Source organism: Lactiplantibacillus daowaiensis (assembly GCF_005405085.1).
Lineage (GTDB): Bacteria > Bacillota > Bacilli > Lactobacillales > Lactobacillaceae > Lactiplantibacillus > Lactiplantibacillus daowaiensis.
Genome location: NZ_BJDJ01000007.1, coordinates 22,317 through 45,432, shown reverse-complemented (window position 1 = coordinate 45,432; position 23,116 = coordinate 22,317). Strand labels below are relative to the sequence as shown.

The following is a 23,116-nucleotide window of genomic DNA, read 5'->3' as shown; positions in this document are numbered from 1 at the left end:
CTACCCGGATTCAGGCCAAAATAAAACGACCATTATCATCGGTTACCCCACCTTTTTCTGGTAAAATAAAAGCGATTACGACTAACTTACACAGGAGGTTTTTTGACATGTCAAAAACATACCGGTGGGCAATTGTCGGCCTTGGCAACATTGCTCATAGTTTTGTTAACTATTTTAATCAACCAGACGGTGAAATCTATGCCGTTTGTTCACGATCTCAAGACAAAGCCAACGAATTCGCCCAAGCGCATCACATCGCTAAAGCTTACGGCAACTTGGCTGACCTTTTGGCCGATGATCAAGTGGATATCGTTTATGTGGCGACCCCACACAACTACCATCTTGAAACCATTTTACCGGCATTAGAAGCTGGCAAACACGTGTTAAGCGAAAAAGCCATTACGATGTCTAGTGACCAACTCAATGAAGCCAAATTACTTGCCCATGAAAAAGGCTTGGTTTTAGCCGAAGCCATGACGTTATATCACATGCCACTGTATCAAAAGTTACATGAATTTGCAGTTGAACGCCACTTAGGTGACTTGAAGATGGTCCAAGCCAGCTTCGGGAGTTTCAAAGATCCTGATCCAACTAATCGTTTCTTTAATCCTGATTTAGCGGGGGGCGCCTTATTAGATATTGGCGTCTATGCACTCGCATTCGTACGTGAATTCTTAACCGCAAAGCCGTATCTCACTGGCACGACCATGCATCGCTTTAGTAGTGGCGTTGATGAAGCCGAAACTTTAAGTCTGCGTAACGCTAACGACGAACTAGCTAACGTCGCCTTGACCTTCCGCGCAAAAATGCCAAAGCAAGGGATCGTGGCTTACGAAAATGGTTACTTCACAGTCGACACTTATCCCCGTGCCGACCAAGCGCTGTTTACGGCTGCTGATGGCACAACTGAAATCATTAAAGCCGGTGACACGACGAATGCCATGAATTATGAAATTGCCGATATGCAACAAATGGTAGCCGGCAAGCGGCCCAACACGAGTCTAATTAAGACAACTGATGTCATGGATATCATGACGGCCGCCCGCCAACAATGGGACTTTCGTTATCCATTTGAATAATCATCCCATAAAAAAAGTCGCACCCATGTGGATGCGACTTTTTTTGATTAGAACAATAATCCCAGCCCCATAAAAACAGCAAAGGATAAACAAATTATCGTCGCATTTTTAATGGCTAAAATGAACGTCTCGCGTTTAACTTGTTTTTGTAAAAATTGGCGCGTATTTCGATAAACTGGAATGGCACTCAATAACGTTAATAAACTTAATGGTGGTAACACCCCGATCACCACGGCCCCAATTAAACATAAATAACCCGCGACATAACTCCAAGCAAAGACTTGTAGCATCACTGGTTTACCTAAATAATACAAAATCGTGTGCCGGCCAAGCGCAATGTCTTCATCCATGTCACAAATGTTATTCGCCAACATAATATTGGCAATCGCAAAAATAGCCAAGCCCGCAGCCACCAATACTTGTCCTGTGGATTGCCACGTGATCGTTGCGACGTCATAAGTATTGATAAACACCGAAATCCAGAAAATCATGAAGCCCATCGTAAAACCGGAAAAGAACTCACCAAACGGCCCCGACGAAATCGGCTTAGGACCACCGGCATAAAAATAACCGACTGCATAAGAATATATCCCCATCCACAGTAATGGTAAGCCTGTCTTGGTCACTAACCATAGGCCTAAAATCAACGATACCCCCGCCAAGCTAAACGTAATCGTTCGTGCTTGACCAATTGAAATCTGATTGACCCCAACCACATTGGTTTCTTCTAAAAATTCTTGATTATCAGCATCGCGCGGCGCGTGTAGAAAATCCTGATAGTTATCATTAGCATTTGTCGCCATGTGAAATAATGATGACGCAATGAAAAATAAGAGCAAATACCCCAAATGCACTTGATGATAATTATAAATTGCGTACAAACTACCGAGTACGAACGGCAAGACGCTGGCAATCAACGACTTGATCTCGACGAACTCCAAAAAAACTTTTGGTTTCACGCAATGACGCCCCCTTTTTGATTGACATCCTTGATAGTTATTTGTACCTTTAAAATAGATTGTATTTTAGAATGCACGTCACTGCAAGTATTCGGGTGATATTGACGTGTTGATGGGGTGACGGTGAATGATTCAAACAATTTGGCAGCCAGATTCACAAGTACAAACACAACTACAGGCCTTAAAGCCTTACTTATTAGCACACGTTCATATTGACAACGTGGCGATCAATGCCCGCGTCCACCAACTATTAAAAGCTGGGGGTAAATTCTTGCGGCCGGGTTTCTTTTACTTATTCAGTCAATTTGGCGATGATCCCGCTGCGGATCGGTTACAAGCCGGTGCCGCGGCGATGGAACTCTTACATGTCGCTACTTTGATCCATGATGATGTCATCGACGAGAGTCCTGAACGCCGACATGTCACAACGATTCATCAAGATTATGGTCAACGTAATGCGATTTATGCCGGCGACTTGCTCTTTACTTGCTACTTTGACTTAGTGGTCGCTTCGGCCCGGACAACCGCCGATATCACCCGTAACGTTGCCGCTATGCGGGCTATCTTGCAAGGTGAACTTGACCAAATGGCCCATAACTTTCACCCCCAAACGACGCTATCAGATTACTTAAAAGTCGCCGCTGGTAAAACAGCGCGTCTCTTTAGTTTAAGTTGCCAACAAGGCGCCCAACTCGCCCATGCGCCACAGACCGTGATCGATTTGGCTCAACAGATTGGTCTCAAACTAGGTGTTGCCTACCAGATGTTAGATGACATTCTCGATTACACTGGTGACGAACAATTGACCCACAAACCCGTCTTAAGTGACTTACGCGAAGGCGTCTATTCGTTACCGTTGATTTTCGCCCTCCAAGTTGACCCGACCTTAGCTAAACAATTACCGATGCCTGGTCAGACCATTACTGAAACTGAATTGTTAGCGATCCGCGATCAAGTCGTGGCGTTAGGCGGTGTCACCAAAGCCCAACAACTCGCCACCGACTACACGCAACAAGCATTAAGCTTAATCAATCAATTACCAGCAGGGCCCACCCAACAAACCTTACGCCAGCTGGTCACGCAACTCTTGATTCGCAATCATTAGCAAAACCCTTCGAATGTTGTCCTCCAGCAAGTTAAAGTGTTTCGTGTACCGAGATGTCAGTGCTTAATGACACTTATGATTTGAACAGTACAACTAAGGCCTCACCACTATTCTATGCTAGTGGTGAGGCCTTTATTGTGTCTGAATGATAATCATCATTTAGCTGGAGGTCAGTAGTAATGGCAGTCGCCGTGTAAGTGGTGTAAATGCCGGTGATGTTCCGACATTTACACCACCGACATCTTTGAAGATTCGCGGGTTGGGCCAAGCTTCAAAGTGAGGTTTGAGACCGCTGTTTGGCTCGAACCGGTCGCCACTGCGACTGGCATTGCTGCTGACCGGAAGCGACAACTAATCAGTATCTAAAAGCTTTGTTCCAGACGCTTTCTTTGCATTAATCGCGACCTTGGTCTAAATCATACAGTCGTTTGAAACGTGGTGCGGTCGCATACAATTCTTGCGGCGTCCCCGCCATATCAAACTGACCATCTTCTAAGAACCGTACTTGATCAACATAGTTGATCCCAGCCAAATGATGCGTGACCCAAAGAATCGTTTTATCATGCAAGACCCGAAATACGGTTGCCAACAAATGGGCTTCGGTAATCGGATCCAAGCTAACAGTCGGTTCATCCAAAATAATAATCGGCGCGTCTTGTAATAAAATGCGTGCTAACGCTAACCGTTGGCGTTCACCACCGGAAAAACGCGCCCCGCCTTCTGCCACCATCGTGTCATAACCATCTGGTAACGCGTCAATCATTGGTGCTAGTTCGACCGCCTCTAACGCCGCCTTAACTTGGTCATCAGTCGCTTGTAGATTCCCCATGCGCACGTTATTCATAATCGTGGTATTAAACAAATAGGGCTGCTGATCTAACACCCCGAAGAGTTGGGCACGTTCATTTTGCAGATGTGCGATTGGCACATCGTTTAACTGAATCGTCCCGGCATCTGGTTGCAAATCACCTAAAATTAATTTGAGCAACGTACTTTTCCCGGTCCCTGAAGGCCCAAGTAAGGCCAATTTTTCACCGGCTTTTAACGTCAAACTCAATTGATTAAAGATTTGCCGTTGGCCCGCTGGATACCTAAAATCGATCTGGCCAACCCGCAACACGCTGAAGGGTTCCGTTAAAATCGTTTGATCGTGGTCATCAACCGGCGCCGTATCCAAGTCATTGACCCGGACGATCGACCGTTGATAGCTTGGCCATTCACTGACCCCTTGACTCACCGATTGAAAGGCATCGACTAACGGAAAGACTGACAAGACAAATGCGGCGATCCAGTTCGCACTATCCCGATTACTGGTCCAATAAAAACTACTCCAAACCATCAAGGCAAGACAGATCACGCCAAAAATCAATTGGATCGTAAAGTCACGCCACCACTGAAATTGATGGTCCGCCCGCCGCAATTGCGCAATTTCATCAATTGGTGCCGCTTGACGGGCATTAAAGTCCGCCCGGCGACCCGAGATCAACCAATCGCCTAAACCCATCACGGCATCTGTCAGCTGTGTATAAAACGTCTGTTGAATCGCTCGACTTTGCGTTTCGCGCGCACCATTAACTAAGACCGACAACAGTGGCATCACGATCACAATTAACCCTAGTAATAAGAGCATGAGTAACCCAAACCACCAGCTGAAATAACCGAGCGCAATCACGATTAAGACGTACATCATGAGGGCAATCACCGTCGGGAATACCGTTCGCAAATAGAGATTTTCAATATGGTCGATGTCATCCGCTAACAAGCTCAACACATCACCCGTTTGAAAGTTTTGTCGAATCGCCACGGCTTGTTTTTCCACGGCTTGATACAATTTCTTCCGAAAATCAGAGACAATTCGTAATACCCAATTATGACTCGTGATCCGTTCCGCATAACGAAAAGCCGGCCGACCAATCCCAAAGGCCCGGGTCAAAACGATTGGCACATAAATCATCAAAATATTATAAGGATGCCGCGCCGCTTTACTGATCAAATAGCCAGAGTTAAACATCAAGGCCGATCCACAGAAAAAGGTCATCAGCCCTAGAAATAGCGTCAAAGCCAATAATTTTTTATACTTCCGTAGATAAGGCATCACCCAAGTATCGTGTTTAAACGTTGCAAAAAAGTCTTTCATCTTATTTGCCACCACCCATTTCATTACGCAACTGGACATATGCCCCGTCATGGGCCGTTAATTCAGTTGGCGTCCCTTGTTCGACGATTTGACCATGGTCGACCACTAAGACATAATCCATCTGATTGATCCAATGCAACCGGTGCGTCGCAAAGAAGACCAAGTGATCATCAAGCACTGGTAAAATCGTTTGTTTAAGGGCTGCTTCTGTTTCAATATCCAAATGCGCCGTTGGTTCATCAAATAACAAGATTTTACGTGACTTATCTAGAAAAGCCCGCGCTAACGCAATCCGTTGTGCTTGACCACCACTGACACCACGGGAACCTTCCCCAATTGCCGTATTCAATCCATCTGGTAACGTTTTGATCCAAGCCGTGAGCCCAGCCTTATCCGCCGCAGCGCCAATCGCACTGAGCCCTGCATCCGGTTGGTAAAACGCGATATTCTCCGCTAACGTGGCATGGAACAAATACGGATTTTGTGGAATATAAAAGAAACTTTGTTGCCAAGCCGTTTGGTTTAAATGTGTCACGGTTTGGCCATTCACTTTAATCGTGCCATGACCAGCTGTCGGCGTCAAAAAGCCCCCGAGTAGATTGATTAATGTTGATTTACCAGACCCTGACGCGCCAATAATCCCAATCCGTTGATAACCATGTGCTTGAATATTTAATTGACTTAACGCTGGTTGCGCGTCGTCATAACTAAAGGCAACTTGTTGCAAACTCAGCGTACTATCCGCTTGCCAAGCAAGTGGTTGATCGCCTAATTGGTCACGGTCAGTTGCTATCGGTAACGCTAACATTTTTTGGACCGCTGCAAAGGCATTCTTCCCATTCAACGTGGCGTGATAATCACTGGCAAACGTCCGCAATGGCAAGAAATAATCTGGGGATAACACTAAAATCACGAGTGCTGGTAATAACGTAATCGAACCATCAATCAAGCCAAATCCTAAGAACACGGCAACGACCGCAATCGATAGCGTGGTAAAGAAATCTAACGCAAACGTTGAGAGCATGGCAATCTTAATCACCGCTAGGGTCTGCTTACGGTATCCTTCACTCACTTGATACACGTTCTCTGCATAACGTTTGCTAAGCCCTAATTGCTTCAACGTTGGCAACCCCCGTAACGTATCTACAAAGTGATTGGACATCCGTTGGTAACCCACGTATTGACGATCTGCTTTAGCCTGAGCGGCATACCCTAAGATAATCATAAATAGAATAATTAATGGAAAAATTGCTAATAAGAACAAGGCTTCACGCCAACGCAACCAGGCAATATAAATCAAGATCACCCATGGAATCACCATCATATCAATGACTTTAATCACAACTAGCATTAGGTAGGTTTGAACTTTATCAATGCCCTCTAATGCCGTTGTCACCACATTACCGGTCCCCGTTTTTGCCACATAACTAGGTCCTAAGTCGTAAAGTTTTTGCATGACTTGCCGCCGCAAATCACCCGTGGTTTTTTCAACAACCGGATACATCAACTTATTTTTGACTACCACTAGTAATTGCCGCATCGTCCACGCAATCGCAAAAATCAGCATCGGCTGTAACACGGTGCCTAATGCCTTTAAGTGCCATAAACCAACGATTGCGACCGACATAAATTGGGCTTGAATAATAATACAAATTCCTTCAATCACCGCTAATAGCGCTAAAATCACGGTTAATCGGCGCATTCCTGGTAATTTGAATAAAGCTGGATCAAACATTCACATCACTTCCCCGCTAAAATCACAAAGGGCCGCGACCTGGCACCTGGCCAAGTCACGACCCTATTCGTGCTATTCAACTAAATTGTACCACGTTAACTAATCTTAGTATGGCGGAAACACATTTGAGTTTGGCGCTTTTGCTTGCGAGCCGAAACGTGTTCAGTCGGGCAGTTTCCTCCGCTTAGCTACGCTAGCCAACCAGTCGGAAAATCACCGACTAATTGACTAGCTAGGCTAATGCTCAGAAACTCCCGCCCGCCTTCACACTCTTAACTAGCGAGCCGTTTATAAAAGACCCAATAACTCCAAATGAAGTAAATCAACATAATCGGCAAGACCGACAATGAGATGACCGTCATCAAATGTAGCGTATATGGCGAGTTGGACGCATCCTTGATCAAGATACTGTTAGCAGCGTTGTTAGCGACCATTACCCGTGGGAATAGGCCGTTGAATAACAAGACCACCACATCGATCAATGATAACCCGCTGCTGACAAAGGATAACCATTCATGATTGCCATAAACACCCCAGGTTGCCAACACCGTTAATACCACTAAGGCCACGACTAAAATCAACGTCGAAACTGGCTTCTTCGTGAAGAAATCGGTGTTAAAGAACAATAGGATGGCAAAGACAACTTCACCAGCAAACAAAACCCAATACAATGGTTTCGCCCACTTCAAAGCGCGTTCACGCAACGTCCCCGTCGTCTTTAGCCGAATAAAGTTCAACCCATGTAAGTAGCATAGTAAGCTAACGGCGACCCCGCCGACGATTGAAAACAAGTTAACATAGTCGGTAAAGTGTGCGGTCATATCACCATGCGCATTGATCGGCATCCCTTTAACCAACGCGGTAAACATCATCCCAAATAGGAAGGCCGCAAAGAAACTGCCTAATGCAGCCGCCCATTCCCAGAAATTGCGACCGGCATCCGTTTCCATCCGGCTCCGAAATTCAAAGGAAACGCCCCGCATAATCAAAGCGACCAAAATCAACAGCAAAATCAAATAGAAGCCTGAAAACAAGGATGCATACCACATTGGAAATGACGCAAACATCGCGCCACCAGCTGTAATCAACCAAACTTCATTGGCATCCCAATGCGGACCAATCGTATGAATAACCACATCCCGTTCGGCACGGTTTTGGGCTAAGCTCTTGATTGACATCCCGACCCCAAAGTCAAACCCTTCAAGGAAGAAGAAACCACTAAATAAGACCCCAACTAAAATAAACCATAAGAATTGTAAGTTACTCATGACTGAACGCCCCCTTACCATATGGGTCATATGGTGCATCGTCGGTGGCTTTCAATAAGTCATCGGGGCCTTGGCGTAAGGTCCGCCGTGATAAGACGATCATGACGATGCCTAAACCACTGAACAAGCAGAAGTACACGATATTTGAAGTCAATAACGAGGCAACACTAACATTCGGTGACACCGCATCAGCAATCGTTAATAACCCGTAAACGACCCATGGGTAACGACCTAATTCCGTAATGAACCAGCCCGCCGTATTGGCCGCAAATGGTAAGAACGTACAAATCGCAAGAACCCATAAGAACCACCGTTGCCGCATGATCAGGTCAGAGCCAGCACGGTTAAAGAACAGCCCAATAATGGCAATCAAGGCAAATAACCCACCTGAAATCGCCATGACCCGGAAGCTCCAGTACAACGTCTTACCTGGGACATAGTAATTCATATCTTTCCCAAACTTCTTGTCGTACTTCGCATGTAGTTCCTTGTTCAACTTATTTTGACCCTTAACGTTCCCAGATAATTTGTGATAACTCAAAATATCCAAAACGTATGGCACATCAATTGACCAATTAGATTTGTGTTGCTTGGTGTTTTGGCTTTCCAAAATCGACCAAGCCGCCGGTGACCCTGAGTCTTTGTATAGCCCTTCAGTCGCCGCAAACTTCATTGGTTGTTCTTTAATGATATAACGCGTCTGTAAGTCCCCCATGCCAACGACACCGATCGTGGCAATCAAGCCCACGATCAAGCTGACTTTGATGGATTTACGGAAAAAGTCAACATTGCGTTTCTTAAGCAACGCAAAGGCCGCCATCCCAGCAACCACAAACGAGCCGGTCACAAACGCCCCGAACAAGACATGTGGTAATTCGTACCATAACTGTGGATTCTTAACGACCGCGCCAAAACTGGTCATTTGCGCGCGCCCAGTCTTAGCGTTGATCATAAACCCAACTGGATTTTGCATGAAACTGTTTGCGGCTAAAATCCACATCGCAGAAATCATGGTCCCAATTGAGGTCAACCAAATGAATGCACAGTGAATGCCAGCACTAAACCGGTCCCAGCCAAACATCCATAATCCAATAAATGTGGATTCCATAAAGAACGCAACCAACGCTTCAATTGCTAGCGGCGCTCCAAAAATGTCACCCATAAACCGTGAATAATCCGACCAATTCATGCCGAATTGGAATTCTTGAATAATCCCAGTCACGACCCCCACTGCAAAACTAAGTAAGAAGATCCGGCCCCAAAATTGTGCCATATGCTTATATAGTTGATCTTTTTTGACAACATAAATTGTTTCCATAATCGCAACGATCAACGCTAACCCGATTGATAATGGCACGAAGAAGAAATGAAAGACCGTCGTCATCGCAAATTGAAAGCGGGCTAAAGATAAAATACTCAAGCCGAAATTCATGGTAATCCCTCCTTTAATTAACTGTTTGGTTCGTTTAAGTAAGCGGAACCATTTAAAATCATCTTAATCATATCAAGCGATAAGTGAAAATTCAATCAAACTCAACTTTTATTCTCAAAATAGTCAAAGTCACTAACTTTCAAGCCCTCAATTGCAGCAAAACCCGTTTGTTAGTTGACATTTTGCCAATCCGTGCTATATTAACAACATTATTTAGAGAAGAGGCCATCAAATGGATATTGGGAGTACGGTATCATTTAAGCTCGAAGGACAGACCTTTACGGGTACCATTGCGAAGGCCTACACGAACTCTTATCTCGTAGAATTCACCAGTACGGACCCAGAGATCGTGGATAAATATCACAACAAGGTGATTGTGAGTCAAAAGAAAGTCACTGCAGTTAACTAGCACAAAAGGCATCGACGCGTTTCAATGGCGTCGATGCCTTTTTAATCGTTCTCAATGCCGCTTTTTAAACCGTAGTAACGGTGTCGCAATCAATGGGGTTAAAATCCCGGCCAAAATGGCTTCTGGAATCCCATTGGTACCGACAATCGTTAATAAGTATGGCATTAATTTTGAAATATCGATTTGATAAAAACCCGCCGCGGCGTGGCTATATAGTATGCCGATTAAGCCTAAGACTAAAACCGTGTTCACTAATGACCCGACGACCGCTGCGATGACCATCCCAACCGTTGGATGTGGTCGTTTGGCCCAATGCATGAAGATTACCCCAGCAACGACCCCCACTAGGATCCGTGGTAACACTGACACTAAAGGATTCGTGAAAACGATTGGTGCTAATGGACTGGTCGGCGCTGTAAAGGCCCGAATCCAGTCAATTAAGCCCCAGACCCCACCAATAATCGCCCCATCGCGCGGCCCTAAAATGACCGCCGCGATGATGACTGTAATGTGAATCGTCGTAATACTTAATCCCGGTAAAGGAATGTAGCCAAATAACGGCACAAAATTTTGCACGATAACAATCGCAGTCAAAACTGCGAGGACACTGATTTGATAAGCGTTGGACTTACGCTTCATAAGCTTGACTTCCTCTCTGATTTTTTACGGCCGAGGTTGCCGTATTAGTGATCAGGACCAGCCGAGTTCACGATCACCCGCTAACCCCAACAACAGTAGCCGACTGTATCACGGTTAGTTCACTGTCCATTTTATCAAAAAAACGCCCCCACAACCGTCGGAGGCGTAAAAAATTATTTTGTTTCGTGAGCTTCAATATTAGCGCGTACCTTAGAATGGTGATAACCATAAATGAAGTAAATGATAATCCCAATCACGACCCAAATCGCAAACATTTCCCAAGTGAATGCCTGTAAGTTGATCATCAAGTAGATGCAAGCTAAAAATGACACGATTGGTAACACCGGATAAAACGGTACTTTAAATGAGCTTTCAATTTGTTGTAACGTTTCATGTTTACGCAAGAAGATGACCCCAATTGACACCATCGCAAATGCAAACAACGTCCCAATATTAACTAACTCCGCAATTTTATCCAATGGAATCACCGCCGCAAAGAAGCTGGCAATTACCCCAAAGATCCAAGTACTCTTAACTGGCACTTTAGTGCGTGGATTTAAGCTTTGGAAAGTCTTGGGCAATAACCCATCACGACTAATGGCAAATAGCAGCCGTGTCCCACCGTAAAGCATCACGATTAACACTGTCGTCATCCCAACGACGGCCCCTAGTGAGACGATCCCAGCAGCCCAATTTTGATGAATAACGCCTAAGGCATACGCCACTGGGTCACCAACGTTTAACTTGGTATAATGCACGACCCCGACTAAGACAATTGACATCGCAATGTAAAGCACTGAAGCCACGATCAACGAGCCAATAATCCCAATCGGCATATCATGTTTAGGATTTTTGACTTCTTCAGAGGCAGTTGAAACGGCATCAAACCCAATATACGCATAAAAGGCTAACGATGCCCCTTTAAACAGTCCTGAAACACCATGTGGCATAAACGGATGGAAATTAGCGGGCTTGACAAAGAAAATCGCCACGCCGATAAATAGCGCAATGACCAAAATCTTGACCACGACCATAATCGAATTAACCCGCGTTGATTCTTGTAAGCCACCTACCAATAACAATGAAATGGCTAAAACCACAATAAAGGCAATCAAGTTAAAACCCGCATGTGGCGCTCCCGCCGTCCCAGCGGCTGCCGATAAGAAGGCTGGCAATTTGATACCAAAACCACTTAATAAATTTTGGAAATATGACGACCAACTAACGGCCACCGACGACACTGAAAAGAGATATTCTGAAATTAACGCCCAGCCCAAGATCCAGGCCAAAAATTCACCAAAGACCGTGTAAACATACGTATAGGCACTCCCAGCCAACGGAATCGTTGATGAGAATTCGGCATAACATAACGCTGCTAAGGAACAAACCACCGCTGCAATCACAAATGAGAGCATTGCCGCTGGGCCAGCATACTTAGCGGCAATAATGCCGGGCATGATGAAGATCCCAGAGCCGACAATCGCGCCGACCCCCATCATCGTTAAACTGAAGGCATCGAGCGTCTTGGCTAGACCGCCACGATTAAAGTTCGCTGGATTGACGGGCTTTTTCACCAATAACCGCCGTGATTCTTTCATTTAATAAATGCCTCCTAATTAAATTCTTATTAATACAATGTTGTTAATTTTATTGATTTTCACCTAAATAGTCAAGTAAATACCGATATTATTTTCATTTTTTAATGGTAAAAAGCTGATAATAAGCGGTTTCATCACCATTAGTCATTTCAACCAAAGATTACTCATTCCTGCATTAATCGACCACAAAAAAAAGATGCTGACCATCACAGTCAACATCCTTTTAATTTCTTTTTAATTTATTAGATAAATTGAATCAATGACATCAAGATCGGTACGACCACGATGAACAAGACGGTACTAGTGGTGACCACATTAGTGGCATATTCCACGTCCCCATGTGATTCATTCGCCAAGATTGGTAAGACGGCTAACATTGGCGTTGCCGATTGTACGATCAAGGTTTGTGACGCCATGGTTGGGAAGCTAGCGCCGAGGTTACCCGCAACCATCAAGACTGCAATCATGATAACTGGCGACAAGACAAACCGACCAAGTAAGGCCACGATCGTATCACGATCAAAACGAATACTCTTCAAGCCAGCATCGGCTAAGACGATCCCAATATAAATCAAGGATAATGGGGTCACTAAGTTACCAACATAAGTCAATGTTGAATTGACGAAGCTGATTTTCAAGATTGGAATGTTTAACAGCAAGAAGACCAACGCAACCAAGAACCCAACTAGCGGCATTGGGATAACTTTCTTCCAATCAATCTTATTATGCGTCTTTTCCTTCGGCTTAGTTGGATCATCATTTGAAATCAAGAAGACCCCAAATGCCCAAGTTGAAACGGTATTGACGATATAGTAGACCAAGAAGTACGTCATACTATTTTCACCGAACAACGCAATATTCAAAGGTAACCCAATGAAAATCGTGTTGGCGTTGACCATCGCGTTAATAAAGATCCCTTTACGCCCTGGTTTGATATGCATGATCTTAACTAAGGCAAAGGCAATCAAATAACCAATGATGACCGCCAAGAAGGCGTAAGCCAAGTAACCTGAAAACGACGCTAGTTGGCCCCGAGTCAATCGACTAAGCACTGACACGAAGATTGACGCTGGTAAGGCAATATTCTTAATAAACTTAGAGATGGTCCCCCCGAATTTATCATCGAACCAACCGGCTCGGCGTAACACATATCCTAAAATCATAATCAAAACGACCACGAGGACGCTTTGGATCGAATTCCATAAAACAGCCATGAGTTTGTCTCCACTTCCTACAATTTTTTCTCTCTTATGTTGCTAGGTCAGTTATGCCGACCGACCCGCAAGCTCTTTTTCTCTTATGCGACCACTACTTGATCGTTTGGTATTCTGGGACCCATTTCATGTCTGCTACCGCTTGTTTCGCATCCGTGATAGGTTCTTTGTTCAGCTTTTGGTCGAGGACACTTTGGGCCACAACTTCAGCTAACGTTTGTGAAAATTCAGTAATCTTAGCCACTGGTGGTAAGACGGCCGCCCCAGGCTTGCTTGTATCAACGATGCCACCTAATGCATGGCAAGCAGCGGATAACGTTTCACTGTTCAAGACTTTGGCAGTTGACGCAATCAAACCAAAACCTAACCCAGGGTACATCAAGGCATTGTTCCCTTGACCGATTTGGTAAGTGACACCCTTGTATTCAACATCATCAGCAGGAATCCCAGTCGCAACTAAGGCCCGGCCATCGGTCCACTTGATCAAATCTTCAGCCTTAGCTTCAGCTAATTTGGTTGGATTTGATAATGGGAAGATGATTGGCCGTTCAGTATGCGCAGCCATTTCCTTAATAATGCTTTCAGTAAAGGTCCCAGGTTGGGTTGATGTCCCAATCATGACCGTTGGATGAACCGCTTTAACAACGGCTTCTAAGTTCGTTAATTCATCCGCATTGCTGAATTCGCTCCGCTGCCGCGTAAAGGCTTTTTGCGCTGGTGTTAAGTCTTCGGTATCATCGAATAACAACCCTTGCTTGTCGACAGCGTAGAAATGTTGCTTGGCTTCGGCTTCGGTCAAACCAGCTTGCATTAATTCATCCATGATTTGGTTGGCAATTCCCATCCCAGCAGTACCAGCACCAAATGATAAGATCTTTTGGTCTTTGATACTTTCCTTAGAGATGTTTAAGGCGCCTAAGATACCAGCTAACACAACCATCCCAGTGCCTTGGATATCATCGTTAAAGGTCGCGATTTTGTCCTTGTACTTGTCTAAGATGACTTGTGCATTAGCGCGGCCAAAGTCTTCCCAATGTAATAATGATTCTGGGAATAACTTTTGTTCAGCTTGAACAAACTTGTCGATAACATCGTAGTATTGATCACCAGCGATCCGCTTGTGACGGTTACCTAAGTACAATGGGTCATCTAATAATTTTTGATTATTGGTCCCAGCATCGATGCTGACAGGTAACACTTGTGATGGGTCGATCCCAGCAGCAGCGGTGTACACCATCAATTTACCAACCGCGATATCAACCCCGTTGACACCCCAGTCGCCCATACCTAAGATGCCTTCTGCATCAGTAACAACGACTAAGCGAATGTCACGACCTTCAGCAGCATTCTTTAAAGTTGCTTCAACGTCTTCTGGTGCATCGACTGATACAAAGGCCGCATTTTGTGGGTCTAAGAATAATTCATTATATTGTTCGATTGAATCAGCAACCACTGGATCATAAACGATTGGCATGAATTCAACGACATGTTCATCCATCAAGTGGTAAAACAACGTCCGATTTTCATTGAATAAGTTCATTAAGAAAATCCGTTTTTCCAACCGCGTCGCTTTGCTTTGGAATTGTGCATAAGCTTGGGTGGTTTGTTCATCGATGGTTTGGACTTGACTAGGTAAGGTTCCAGTCAAACCAAGTGCTTGGCGTTCTTCTTTCGTGAACGCGGTCCCTTTATTCAAAAATGGGTTATTTAAAATGCGATCTGCAGTTTGTGTCATGTTTAGTTCCTCCATTTAATTAGGCAGTTGAATTAACCAAGTAATAAACTACGCGTAACAGGTTAACGGACACGGTTACGGTTGGTCAACAATCTGCGCTTATCAATTTACAAGTAACACTGTAAACCGCCTAAAATATTATAGTCAAACTTGAAGTTTGTTATCAAAATATTTTATAATATCGTTACAAACGCTGATATAACAGGAGAAAAAATGAATACAAAAGACTTAGCATATTTTCAACAATTAATTATTTCAAAAAACTTTTCAAAAGTTGCTGAAATTTTTGATGTCCGCCAACCAACGATTACCACCGCCATCCAACGATTAGAGTCCGAATTCAACGCTCGGCTGGTCATTCGCGACCGCGTACACCACTCGTTAACCATCACCCCTAGCGGTGAACAACTTGCCGAACATGCCACCCGTATTTTGCGTGAACTGGATATTGCCCATCAAGAAATTCAAAATCTCGTTCAAAATCAAATCACGTTAGGCTTACCACCAATTATTGAAAACTATTATTTTCCAAAAATAGCCGCCCAGCTCAAGGCTAAGCGACTATTACGTAATATTGTGACGATGGAGGGTGGCTCAGTTGAACTGCGCAAAGCGTTACTAGCCGGTAAAATGGACATGGCACTACTTGGTTCGATCGAACCCCTATCCTATGCCAATTTGATTGCCGATGAGTTTGATCGTCACCCGTTTTATATTTATGTTAGTAAGGATCATCCATTAGCGGACCGCAAACGGGTTTTCTTTAGTGAACTACGCCATGACGAGTTCGTTTTATTTGAAAGCAGCTTCGTCCATAATCAAGCTTTTAATAAACTCACGCGGCGCAATCACTTTCGCCCCGACGTGGTCTTTCGCTCCAACGATACCCACATCATCATGAAATTAGTCGCTCAAAATGTGGGTATCACTTATTTAACTGACATCACCGATCATCAAGATGAGGTCGTGCGCTTAGAACTCATGGATGAAGAGCAACCGGAATTTATCACGAGCATTGTTTATCGGACGTCACACATCTTGACTCCCGCACAGTTGCAACTATTGACGATTATGCATGCGACTTTGAAGGGCTAGCTTGCACACACTGTTGCCGGTGGCGCTGGTTAGTCATTCCATTAGCTGCGGAGACCGGTCCAAGCCTGAAGAACGTCTTGAACCTCACCTGGAAGCTTTGCCCAACCCGCAAATCTCCCAAGTGCCTCGTGGTATAAAGTCGGACAAGTCCACTCCGACTCAACACCACTGTCGCGGCTAATTCCATCACTAACCAGCGCCACCTGAATTTGATTTTATTGCTATGAATAGCTTTGATTGGCGAAATGAAGCACGACTTACACCTATTCAAATGCCATGATTTTCAATTCTCCAATGCAACTACTTGTTTTATTTTATGTAAGGCTAATAGAAAAAACAGACGTAAAGCTAACTCGGGCTTTACGTCTGTTTTTAATCAAATTTTTTAACCTGTTTGGCAAATCATTTAAGTAAGCTAACTTAGCTGAAGGTCAGCCGTAATGGCAGTCGCCGTGTCAGTGGCGTTAGTTCGGCGACTTTGGCCGAACTTACACCACCGACAGCTTTGAAGATTGGCGGTCTTGGCCGAGCTTCAAAGTGAGGTGCGAGACCGCTCTTCAGGCTCGCACCGGTCGCCACAGCGACTGAAATTACGGCTGACCGGAAGCGACAACCACCACGAACACTTAAGCAAATTGCGCTAATTGTGCCGCCGACAACTGACTGTTCATATGACCACTCACAAAACCACCTAAATCAATTGAGACAAAGTCGAAGCCAAGCGCTTTAAGTTCATGGTTAACGGCTTCACGTTGGACCATTAAGTCATCGATTTGATCACTTGGCACTTCAATCCGCGCCGTTTCACCAGTCGAGCGAACCCGGACTACTGGGAATCCTTGGGTCCGCAAATATTTTTCCGCCTTTAACACTCGCGTTAGCATCGCTGACGTTAACGTTGTATTGTATGGAAAACGTGACGCAATGCTGCATGAAGGCACTTTACTCCAATTCGTCAGCCCTTGTTCATGAGCTAAATTGCGGACATCGGTCTTATAAAAACCAGCCATCTCGAGTGGACTCTTGGCGCCAGCTTCATCACGTGCCTTCATCCCAGGGCGATAGTCGTTTAAATCATCCATGATCATCCCATCTAAAACGACATGAAAGTCATGTTGTTGGCGAATCAATTCTAAGCGTTGATAAAATAACTGCTTGGCATAATACCAACTATCAGACGTGTTATGTTTAACATGGGGTTCACTTAAATAATCAATCGTCGTGGTTTCAACATTGGCACCCATTGACTGTGCTAACTTAACGGCGGCATTAAATTCATCATCACTAAACAATTCAGAATTGGCGACGACCGCTAAAACATTTTCACGGCCCAATACCGATAAAGCAGTGTTTAAAACCAACGTACTATCAATCCCACCAGAAAAACCGACGACGGCTGACTGCATGCCTTTAAGATTTTTCATTAAACGTTCAGTTTGTTGATTCATTTGATTTCCTCCTCAAAATGTTGCTGAATCGCTTGTTGGACGGTTCGGTAGACAGCTTCTAAACTTAACCCTCGTTGACTGGCAATTTGCGCACAATCGTCATATTCAGGCGTGCGTTTGATGACCGCACCATATTGGGCAATTTTGATTTTTAATGGGCCATAAGCCGTCGCAATCGTTTCAAAATGGCGTTGCATAATTTTACGATTTAGTGTTTGATAACGTAAGCCTTTAGCCGTCGTTAACTGGAACAACTTTTGGGCCATCGCATCGACTTGACTTGGCGTAACTAACACTGAGAGTTTCTGCGCTGGACGATTCTTTTTCATTTGAATCGGGGTCAAAAATACATCTAATGCACCAGCAGCTAATAGCTGTTGCATGGCAAAGCCTAACCCTTCGCCCGTTTGATTATCCAAGTTAGTTTCTATCAAGGTGACTTGGTCATTGGTGGTCCTTACGGTTTGACTACTCACCGCATTTTCAAACAACATCACGCGCAACGCATTAAAACTGCCCGTTTGCCGTTTACCAAAGCCATAGCCGACTTTTTTAATATGATTAGCCGTCGTCAAACGACCAAATTCTGACACCATCGTTTTCACGAATCCCATGCCAGTTGGGGTCACTAATTCCGTCTGCACATCTTCACGTTGTTTAAATGGCACTTGGCTATCGACGAGCATTTGGGCAACGGCTGGGACCGGCACGGGCATTTGACCATGGGCCACATTAATGAACCCTTGACCATCGCTTAGCGGTGCACTCTTAATCGTTTCAATTCCTAATAAGTCAATCGCCACACAGCAACCGACAATATCCACAATCGAATCCAACGCCCCAACTTCATGAAAATGGACCTCACTCATCGGCACATGATGCACATATCCTTCTGCACGGCCAATCTCATTAAAGATTGCTTTGGCGTTGGTCTTAACTTGTGGTTTCAAATCACTCGCATCGATCAAGGCTAAAATATCGCTCAAATGCCGGGCATGGTGGTGATGGTCATGCTGATGTGCTTCATGAAAACCAGTATCTTTAGTCCCTTGGTCCAACAAGACATCAAAACTCGTGCCATAAATATTACTTGCCGCCGTCTTTTCGGCCACTAAGTGATAGCCCGTCACATTGAGCTTGGCTAGTTCAGCTTTGAACTGGTCAAAGTCGAGTCCTAAGTCCAACAGCGCTCCAATCAACATATCCCCACTAATGCCAGAGAATGGTTCTAAATACAATCCACGCATTACGACACCCCTAACTGATTAATGACACTAGCACAGTAGCCAGCACCAAAGCCATTGTCAATATTGACGACACTCACGCCTTCAGCACAGCTATTTAACATCGTGAGTAACGCACTGAGGCCTTGAAAACTACTCCCATAGCCCACACTCGTTGGTAGTGCAATAACTGGTTTATCAACCAAACCACCGACAACGCTCGCTAAGGCCCCTTCCATGCCAGCCACGACGATGACAACTTGCGCGGCTCGAATGACATCTAATTGGTCAAATAGTCGTTGAATCCCGGCGACACCAACATCAAAGACCCGGGTCACATGATTACCAAATACTTCAGCCGTTAAGGCCGCCTCTTCAGCGACGGGTAAATCAGACGTTCCTGCCGTGACGATCGCGATCGTTTGGTCAGTCTTGGGTGTGGCCCGCTGGCCAACCACTAAACAACGCGCCGTCACATCATACTGTGCGGCCGGAACTTCAGCTTGCACCGCGGCGGCTTTTTCAGCGTCCACGCGCGTGCAAAGCACATACGGAGATTCTTGTTGCATGGTTTGGATAATGGCAATAATTTGACGCGCCGTTTTCCCCGCACCAAAAATCGTTTCTGGATAGCCAGTCCGCTGCTGACGTGCTAAATCAACTTTAGCAAAACCTAAGTCGGCTGTTTGCGGCGTGTCGAGTTTGGCAAGCGCCGCTTCAACGGATAGGTTTTGACTAGCCACTTGTTGTAACAGTTGGGCTAAGGCCTTTTTATCCATCGAATTCCTCCTAACTTACGCTTGAACTTCTGGCACCGTCATCGAGCCAGCCGGCAAGACGATCACCGATGCATCGGACCCTTTTTCGGCTAAGGCATCCGCTAAGGCCACCTTCAAATCGTGGTACGGTTTAAAGTGGACATTGCGCATTTCTTCATCAGTTAGGTCTGACACCGCCCAGGTTTGCGCCCAAGTGTCAATTTGCGCCATCTTGGCCGCCTTGTGGTAGCCCAGCTTCCAACTGTGATGAATCTTATCCAACACAGCCGCCGGTTCTTTTTCAGAACTTAATAAGTCGTAAAATGGCTTCGGTCCAATCCCCGTTCGACACTTCGCCACCAAAATCAAAATTCCGTCTTGATTCAATGCTAACTTCCCGTTATCAAGGGCCTTTTGTGACTGATACAAATCGACATCCATCGGATATGGTGCCGTCGAAATGACAATATCAGCTTTCTTGGGAATCATGACGCCATAAACTTCTTTCGCTTTATCGATGCCCGCATAAAACGACTTCGTTAAGTCCCCCGCCGTGACGGCATAAATATCATGATGACTATCTAGTACCATTTCAATGGCAAAAATATTGATGCCACTCAGGACCTTCATCGCATCCATCATATCTTCATGGACTGGATTACCATCGAGTTTTAATGCCCGTGCCGAATCTTGTAACGCTAAATAATGATTCTTTGAAATCGTGTCATATGATGCCACACCGGGTAAGAAAGATTTACGCCCACCGGTGTAGCCGGCAAAATAATGTGGTTCGATCGAACTGATTGGAACCACTTTGTGCGCTTCGGCAACGATTTTATTCAAGTACATGGGCGTGCCATTTTGTGACTCGCCCAAATAAGTCATCGGATCATTGTGACAATCATGACAGTGGATCCGGTGTTTTTGCACCAGATCTGCATAAATGTCCTTGCCAAAAATAAAGTTATATTCCTCTTGCGTGGGTTCGCGATGGACCCCAGTCGCGACGATAAAATAAATATTCTTATCTTTAATTTTAGGGTAAATATGCTGCAAGATTTTGGCGGTCGGTGTTGGCCGGGTCCCATCGTTCACGATAAAGACAACTTGTTCATCAGTTGCCATAAATTCGTCAAATGATTCATCGAAATAAGGCGACTTTAACGCTTGGTCAATCGCCATATTTTCATCAACGGCATCGACCGGATTCGGATTAAACACGCCGACTAATTGCTGATCTGGAACCGTAATCTTAAATTGATCACTTTTGCCATACGGTACGTTAATATTCAACTAAATCACTGCTTTCTTCATGATTAAAACCCGCTTATTTAATTGATTTCAAAGCCTGATCTTTTTTATTCAAGCCCAAATAATGCCAACAAATCAACGCAACGCTCCACGTCACAACGAATAACCCCACCAAAATGAGGCCTAAATACGTGAAGTTCAACCCTTCGACCCAACTCATCATGGCATTATCAACACCAAAAATCAGTTTAGCCGCTAACAACAAGTTGACGATGCCGGAGAACAAGGCCGCCGCCACTGATAACCCCGTTAACACTAAGTTGTAATACACTTTACGATACGGTGAGGCAAAGACCCAACTGTAAGCCGTGCTCATAAAAATCCCATCACCCGTATCTAGTAAGCACATGCCCGCAGTGAATAACAATGGAAACGATAAGACCGCATACCACGGCACCCCTTGACTCGCAGTCACGGCCGATGTCGCTAAAACCGCAATTTGAGTGGCAGTATCAAAACCCAGGCCAAATAAAAACCCAATCCCGATCACTTGCCAATTATGGTTAATCAAATGTAAAGAACGTTCAAACAAGTGATAGATGCGGCCTTTTTTAAATCCCGCATCGGTATTCGGTTGATCCAAATGTTTAAATTCTGACCAAATCCCAACTAAAATGAATAAGTTAATAATGGCCAGTAAGATCAACATTGCCCCGGCAAAGGTCGTGCCAATAATGCCACCGATACTTTGAAAGGCCGGTAACATTTTTTTCGACCAAGTAACAAAGAAAATCGTCACTAATGCCATCAAATTAACGACTAATGAATGCCCTAATGAAAAACAAAACCCCACACCATGCGTATTACGGCCTTCATTAATCATCTTACGCGTAATATTATCAATCGCTGTAATGTGATCAATATCAAACGCATGTTGCAGCCCAAACACAAATGAGAGTAACGCCATCGAAAGTAATGCAGGGTATTGGCGCAAGTATGAAGCCGCTAACAAAATTCCGGTTATAAAGATGATGGCCACTAAGCCACCATACTTTATCAAATCCACCCCTAATGGATAATGTTTGGTTTTAACTTGCAAGGTTCTAACCACCTTCCGCGTTAAATTCGCCGAAATTATTCCGGCTGAATTTGCATCGTTAATAACTTATCAATAAATTGTTGCTCCGTTGCCGTTAAAACATACCCGTTCCGCGTCGCAACTGACACGTTAAAACTCGTCGGCACTTGATCACTAATATCCAAGCAAATCAAACCATCGTCGGAATTAACGATGTCACGAACTAAAAGGCTAATTCCTAAATTAGCCTTTACTAGTCCTTTCGCCCAAGAAATATCAGGCGTATTATAAATGATTTTAGGGGCGACCCCCGCCGCGTGACAAAATTCATTGAACGCGCCGGGATGGACATATTTACCGGTCAAACCGATAAATTTCTCGTCACCTAATTCTTTAAAACTAACACTTTGACGGTGTGCCAAGTGGTGTTTGGGGCTCACAATCACACTGAACGGCCGACTGCCCAACTGAACCGCATGAATGGCTGGTAAGGCTAAGGGTTCAAACGACCCTAAAAGCGCAATATCAATGTCACCATGTTCCAGTTTAGTCAGTAGTTCACCAGAACCAGTTTCCGTAATCGCCAGTTGTGGTAAGTAGCCCGTATCTAATAGTTCACCCGCAATATTGGTGAAATACATCGTGCCAATAATTGGTGGTAAGCCAAATCGAATCAGTGGTTGTTTACTACTTTCAATTTCGCGATGCGCTAACGCAATATTGGCTTGAATTGCTTGCGCATTTTTATACAATAATTGCCCTGCGCGCGTAATTTCAGTTCGTTGATGCCGACGATCTTGGATCACTAACTTAACATCAAATTCTTTTTCTAAGCGGTGAATGGCTTGGGTTACCGCTGGTTGTGAAACGGCAAACTTTTGGGCCACGACCGTATAGTTCTTAACTTCCACTAAGGTTCGAAAATAGGCTAAATCACGAGTATTCATCATTAC

General features: G+C 44.7%; 19 protein-coding genes. 4 read left to right on the top strand and 15 right to left on the bottom strand.

Going from position 1 to position 23,116, the window contains the following annotated elements; translation table 11 throughout:
• Positions 1-107: 107 nt before the first annotated feature.
• Positions 108-1,079: a Gfo/Idh/MocA family protein gene (locus FFM75_RS05950; RefSeq protein ID WP_137628276.1), complete on the top strand. Its 972-nt coding sequence runs from the start codon at positions 108-110 to the stop codon at positions 1,077-1,079.
• Between the two features lie 47 nt (positions 1,080-1,126).
• Here FFM75_RS05950 and FFM75_RS05945 read toward each other — a convergent pair whose 3' ends face one another.
• Positions 1,127-2,038, bottom strand: a complete 912-nt coding sequence (locus FFM75_RS05945) for a 1,4-dihydroxy-2-naphthoate polyprenyltransferase (protein WP_137628275.1) — start codon at positions 2,036-2,038, stop codon at positions 1,127-1,129.
• Between the two features lie 127 nt (positions 2,039-2,165).
• Between FFM75_RS05945 and FFM75_RS05940 the strand changes: the two genes are divergently transcribed.
• Positions 2,166-3,143 (top strand): polyprenyl synthetase family protein, encoded by a 978-nt coding sequence (locus FFM75_RS05940; RefSeq protein WP_137628274.1) that lies wholly within the window; start codon positions 2,166-2,168, stop codon positions 3,141-3,143.
• Between the two features lie 394 nt (positions 3,144-3,537).
• Here the strand turns inward: FFM75_RS05940 and cydC are convergent, their stop codons facing one another.
• From cydC to FFM75_RS05920, 4 genes are all read right to left on the bottom strand, one after another.
• A complete protein-coding gene (gene cydC, locus FFM75_RS05935) occupies positions 3,538-5,280 on the bottom strand; it encodes a thiol reductant ABC exporter subunit CydC (protein ID WP_137628273.1) in 1,743 nt (580 codons plus the stop codon).
• A gap of 1 nt (position 5,281) precedes the next feature.
• Positions 5,282-7,015 (bottom strand): thiol reductant ABC exporter subunit CydD, encoded by a 1,734-nt coding sequence (cydD, locus tag FFM75_RS05930; RefSeq protein ID WP_137628272.1) that lies wholly within the window; start codon positions 7,013-7,015, stop codon positions 5,282-5,284.
• Between the two features lie 272 nt (positions 7,016-7,287).
• Positions 7,288-8,283, bottom strand: a complete 996-nt coding sequence (gene cydB / locus FFM75_RS05925; protein ID WP_137628271.1) for a cytochrome d ubiquinol oxidase subunit II — start codon at positions 8,281-8,283, stop codon at positions 7,288-7,290.
• Complete coding sequence (locus FFM75_RS05920; RefSeq protein WP_137628270.1) at positions 8,276-9,715, bottom strand: cytochrome ubiquinol oxidase subunit I; 1,440 nt, start codon at positions 9,713-9,715, stop codon at positions 8,276-8,278. Before FFM75_RS05920 ends, cydB begins: the two co-directional genes overlap by 8 nt.
• Before the next feature lie 232 nt (positions 9,716-9,947).
• Here FFM75_RS05920 and FFM75_RS05915 point away from each other — a divergent pair, with 232 nt between their 5' ends.
• Positions 9,948-10,124 (top strand): DUF2187 family protein, encoded by a 177-nt coding sequence (locus tag FFM75_RS05915; RefSeq protein ID WP_137628269.1) that lies wholly within the window; start codon positions 9,948-9,950, stop codon positions 10,122-10,124.
• A gap of 51 nt (positions 10,125-10,175) precedes the next feature.
• On the opposite strand, the gene FFM75_RS05910 is transcribed toward FFM75_RS05915, so the two are convergent.
• From FFM75_RS05910 to FFM75_RS05895, 4 genes are all read right to left on the bottom strand, one after another.
• Complete coding sequence (locus FFM75_RS05910; RefSeq protein WP_137628268.1) at positions 10,176-10,763, bottom strand: ECF transporter S component; 588 nt, start codon at positions 10,761-10,763, stop codon at positions 10,176-10,178.
• Positions 10,764-10,936: 173 nt separating this feature from the next.
• Positions 10,937-12,361, bottom strand: coding sequence for an amino acid permease (locus FFM75_RS05905; RefSeq protein WP_137628267.1), 1,425 nt, complete (start codon positions 12,359-12,361; stop codon positions 10,937-10,939).
• Between the two features lie 242 nt (positions 12,362-12,603).
• The gene (locus tag FFM75_RS05900) at positions 12,604-13,575 is read right to left on the bottom strand and encodes an AEC family transporter (RefSeq protein WP_137628266.1); all 972 of its coding nucleotides are present in this window, start codon (positions 13,573-13,575) and stop codon (positions 12,604-12,606) included.
• A 94-nt stretch (positions 13,576-13,669) separates the two neighbouring features.
• On the bottom strand, positions 13,670-15,310 hold the full coding sequence (locus FFM75_RS05895) for a malolactic enzyme (protein WP_137628265.1): 1,641 nt from the start codon (positions 15,308-15,310) through the stop codon (positions 13,670-13,672).
• 213 nt (positions 15,311-15,523) lie between these two features.
• On the opposite strand from FFM75_RS05895, the gene FFM75_RS05890 reads away from it, so the two are divergent.
• The gene (locus tag FFM75_RS05890) at positions 15,524-16,405 is read left to right on the top strand and encodes a LysR substrate-binding domain-containing protein (protein ID WP_137628264.1); all 882 of its coding nucleotides are present in this window, start codon (positions 15,524-15,526) and stop codon (positions 16,403-16,405) included.
• Positions 16,406-17,031: 626 nt separating this feature from the next.
• On the opposite strand, the gene larE is transcribed toward FFM75_RS05890, so the two are convergent.
• The 6 genes from larE to FFM75_RS05860 are packed head-to-tail and all read right to left on the bottom strand — an operon-like array spanning position 17,032 to position 23,110.
• Complete coding sequence (larE, locus tag FFM75_RS05885) at positions 17,032-17,853, bottom strand: ATP-dependent sacrificial sulfur transferase LarE (protein WP_137628263.1); 822 nt, start codon at positions 17,851-17,853, stop codon at positions 17,032-17,034.
• The gene (gene larC, locus FFM75_RS05880; protein WP_137628262.1) at positions 17,850-19,100 is read right to left on the bottom strand and encodes a nickel pincer cofactor biosynthesis protein LarC; all 1,251 of its coding nucleotides are present in this window, start codon (positions 19,098-19,100) and stop codon (positions 17,850-17,852) included. Before larC ends, larE begins: the two co-directional genes overlap by 4 nt.
• Positions 19,100-19,855 carry a nickel pincer cofactor biosynthesis protein LarB gene (larB, locus tag FFM75_RS05875; RefSeq protein WP_137628261.1) on the bottom strand — a complete coding sequence of 252 codons (756 nt, stop codon included), beginning with the start codon at positions 19,853-19,855 and terminating at the stop codon, positions 19,100-19,102. Before larB ends, larC begins: the two co-directional genes overlap by 1 nt.
• A 15-nt stretch (positions 19,856-19,870) precedes the next feature.
• Positions 19,871-21,127, bottom strand: coding sequence for a lactate racemase domain-containing protein (locus tag FFM75_RS05870; protein WP_137628260.1), 1,257 nt, complete (start codon positions 21,125-21,127; stop codon positions 19,871-19,873).
• Positions 21,128-21,161: 34 nt separating this feature from the next.
• Positions 21,162-22,184, bottom strand: a complete 1,023-nt coding sequence (locus FFM75_RS05865) for a HoxN/HupN/NixA family nickel/cobalt transporter (protein WP_137628259.1) — start codon at positions 22,182-22,184, stop codon at positions 21,162-21,164.
• A gap of 35 nt (positions 22,185-22,219) precedes the next feature.
• The gene (locus tag FFM75_RS05860) at positions 22,220-23,110 is read right to left on the bottom strand and encodes a LysR family transcriptional regulator (protein ID WP_137628258.1); all 891 of its coding nucleotides are present in this window, start codon (positions 23,108-23,110) and stop codon (positions 22,220-22,222) included.
• Positions 23,111-23,116 lie beyond the last annotated feature (6 nt).